1 protein-coding gene is annotated in these 3,238 nt (G+C 55.3%); it reads right to left on the bottom strand.

All coding sequences use genetic code 11. The features are described from left to right. Nucleotides 1-589 precede the first annotated feature (589 nt). Nucleotides 590-2,818, bottom strand: a complete 2,229-nt coding sequence (locus AADJ04_RS17790) for a hypothetical protein (RefSeq protein WP_341240429.1) — start codon at nt 2,816-2,818, stop codon at nt 590-592. Between the last annotated feature and the right edge of the window lie 420 nt (nt 2,819-3,238).

Raw genomic sequence — 3,238 nt, 5'->3', positions numbered from 1 at the left:
TTTTCGCGATCAGGCCTCAAAGAGTGCACGCGGCAGGACTCGAGTCCTTCCTTTGATGCCATGCTCCTTGGCGATTGGCCAGCAATTTGGTGCACCTCCTTCATGACCAGCTCCGTGATCTCTATCGCCGCCTCGTTGTGTGACCAAAACCCACGAAATGGACCGAAGCAGTGGAACAACCTCCGCTGAAAGCATCACCAGACCAGTCGTTGAAAGATACGAACGCGTGAACCATTCTTGATAGCAGAGAATAGTCCCTTGCGACGGCCAAAGATCTTGCCTCCGTCGTCCCAGAACATGAAAATCCGAGTGGAAGTTGATAGCCATCGATGTGTGAGCAAGAGATAAAATCCCAGAGGCACTTGTTGGCGAGGTACAATAGCGGTGCGGTGTAGTTGTGGGGCGTTGCTTTGCATCGCGCTGCTTGGTGGCGTTCGTCTTGTCAACCGCCTTTGCGCTCGAACAGTCCCTCAGGGATTGATATTTGGGTCAGAAAGGAGAGTCAAAGAGTATCCATGATGCTCCTTCCTTTTTCAAGAGACCGAGCAAATGGAGGGGGGGTTTATGGTGTACTCTTCAAGAAACGCCCTTACACTGCATCGGCGTCGACCGTTCTAAAAAAAACTTCGCGCAGCTTGTGTGCCGCTTGCAAGTTCCAACCCATGGTTGGGAACCATGTCTTCATGTCCTCGAGGTTCACCAATCCTTCATTTTCTCGCAGGTGCTCGCACTTACACGCTTCCACGCTGATGGCGGCGTTATAGTCTTGGGAGTTCTTGCCCTTCTTGTATGGCTCCCTGCCCTTGGGCGTGATCGTGCCCTCTTGAGTCACCAGGTCTGTGATTGGGTTGGCGGTCACCAGCAGATGTACATGTGCGATGCCATGATCCTTGTACATGCTGGCCAGGCCCATGCGGGTGCGTGATGTGTTCGGTCCCATGGCCACCTCGTCGTCGTAGGCGAACTGCTGCCCAAAGCGCCACTTGGCCATCAGTCCGTCCCTCGAATTGTAGTGGTCCTTGAATTGGAGGTGCACCACGACCCGCTTAATTGCGCCGCCATCTTTCGTCTCCAAGATCATGGTGCAATCAATGAACGGGTTGCCGGCGCCGCTGTGATAATAGACACCACAGGCAAGCTGGCTCAAGTCCACTCCCTCCTTCGGGTACAGGGGCACTGAGGAGCTGTCGACCGATGAGCCAGCGGGCAGGGGTTTCAGCTTCATGTCCAAGAGCGATTGATGGTTGGCACTGCCGGGCACTGAAGTGGCGCACAGCTGCCGAAGCCTCATGCTAGTGTTGTGGGTGGCCCACGCATGCAAGGTCTCGCAAATCACCTTCTCAAACGCTTGGCCATCCTTCTCAAAGTCGCGCACGTATCTCTGCAGCGCTGCTCCAAGCTGTTTTGGTACGGCTGTCTTTTCATTTTTAGCAGCAGCGATCAGAGTGGGGTACGCCAGGAAGGACCGGCCCCTGAGCGATCCTGGATGGACAGGGAGGAAGCTGCACAAGCCTTCGTTGATCAGCTCCAACGAGGATTCCATCTTCTTGGCTGCTTCGGGAGAGGTGGGAAAGTTGTAGGGCACCACAAGGTCTCGCATCAAGTCGTCGTTAAAGCTGCCGGGTTCGAGCTCCACGTTGGAGGTGTTAAGCATGTTATTCATGGATGTAGTGACTTTCTCCAGATCTGGGATCATCGTCGTATCACCGTTCTCCATCTTGGCGAGAAGTACTGCCAGGGTAGGGTTATCCTCCTTGGGAGCCAGCTGGTCCAGGTAGCCGAGAAGAATTTCCACGCGCCGGGGGTGGCCGCCGCTGATCAACAGCAACTCGTTGACCCGCTGCACCAAGTCCTGCTTCTCTCGCAGAAGAGGCTGGGTCAGCTTGGCATGCAACAGCTGAACCAGCAGCGGCATCTGAACGATACCAATCTCCTCAAGAGCGATAGGGAAGATCGGAGGCAGTGGTTGCATGTTCAGCACGCGATTGGATCCCGTTGCGAACTTGACCAGGTCCAAGCAGCCATAGCTACTGACAGCGAGCCAGAAAGTGCGGGGTTTCTTGTCTGCGTCGCTGTCGAGAAGAAGGCACAATCTGCTGAGGCATGCAGCGCTGTGCTGCAACTTGCCGATCTCATCCACGGCCAGCATACAGGGTGCAGTGGGTGGTAGCTCAAGCATCTCGCGGACCATGTTCAGGGATTCAAGGATGTCCACTTCCGGTAGTGAGCACACCCAATCATGATAGCTCATCATTTCAGGCTGACTATTGGCTGCGACGTCCTTGTAGAAGACACCCTGGAACCTCTCCATCAGTCGAAGGAGGATCATCCGCGCAATGCCAGCTTCGAAGCTATCCATATCTATGGGGATCGGAGGGTCCAGTAACAAAGCCAGGCCGGGCACCATGGGGTTCAATCGACTAAAGTCGTCGTTGAAAGTCAGGTAGACGACGAAGCCATCAGGCCTGCGCCTCAAGAACTCAGATCCGGATATTGCCAGTTGCACGGTCTTTCCGGTACCACGAGCACCATGGTTGCAGAGGAGAGGGTGCCGATCTGGAATTTGAAGTTCGCAATCGGCCAAGTGCTCCCCCAATACTGTGGTGCCGCCTTCTCGGGAATCGAGGGGCACACCACCAATCGGTTTGCCGGCCAGATACGCGGAGCAGTATTGGTGGATTTGAGAAGGTCCCAACAACATCAAGGCGGATGGCGGCGGGACGGGCGGCTCGTTTCGCTTTCTGGCAGCGATCAACAATCTCTTGCCTTCCTCATGGAGATGCCCTGTGGTCGAGATGAGTATTCGAATTTTGCTCAATAAAAATTTTCCAAATCAAACCAAATGTGGAGATGGTGATTTGGGTCACTCACAAGCCGAGGGCGTGCTGGTGGTGCAGTGCGTTTCCTTGCTGGGATCTTCATGGATGCCATGGAAGGCCGCTAAAATGGGAGATGCAAAGGCCCTGGGTTAAATCTTGCGCGCTTTGGGGCTCCTGGGGGAGGACGGGCGGGGCCCTACCTCGGGAGTTCTTCAGCTGCTCACCCGACTCGGCCGGAGGCCTCCTTTGGCAGAAAGGGACGACGGGATGCCAGATCAAAGGACCTGGTGCAGGCCTGCAAGCCACGTTGATAGGCCGGAGGGCGCGCCTGAACTTGCGTCCGAATTGTAGACACAACATGTCATAAACGAGAGCTGCCGAACTGTTGTGAAGCTCGTGAACTCACGGCGGCGTGATAT

The sequence above is a fragment of the uncultured Acidovorax sp. genome, from assembly GCF_964021665.1.
GTDB lineage: Bacteria > Pseudomonadota > Gammaproteobacteria > Burkholderiales > Burkholderiaceae_C > Acidovorax > Acidovorax temperans.
The sequence above is the reverse complement of the archived record's forward strand: the minus strand, read 5'-3'. Positions and strand labels throughout refer to the sequence as shown.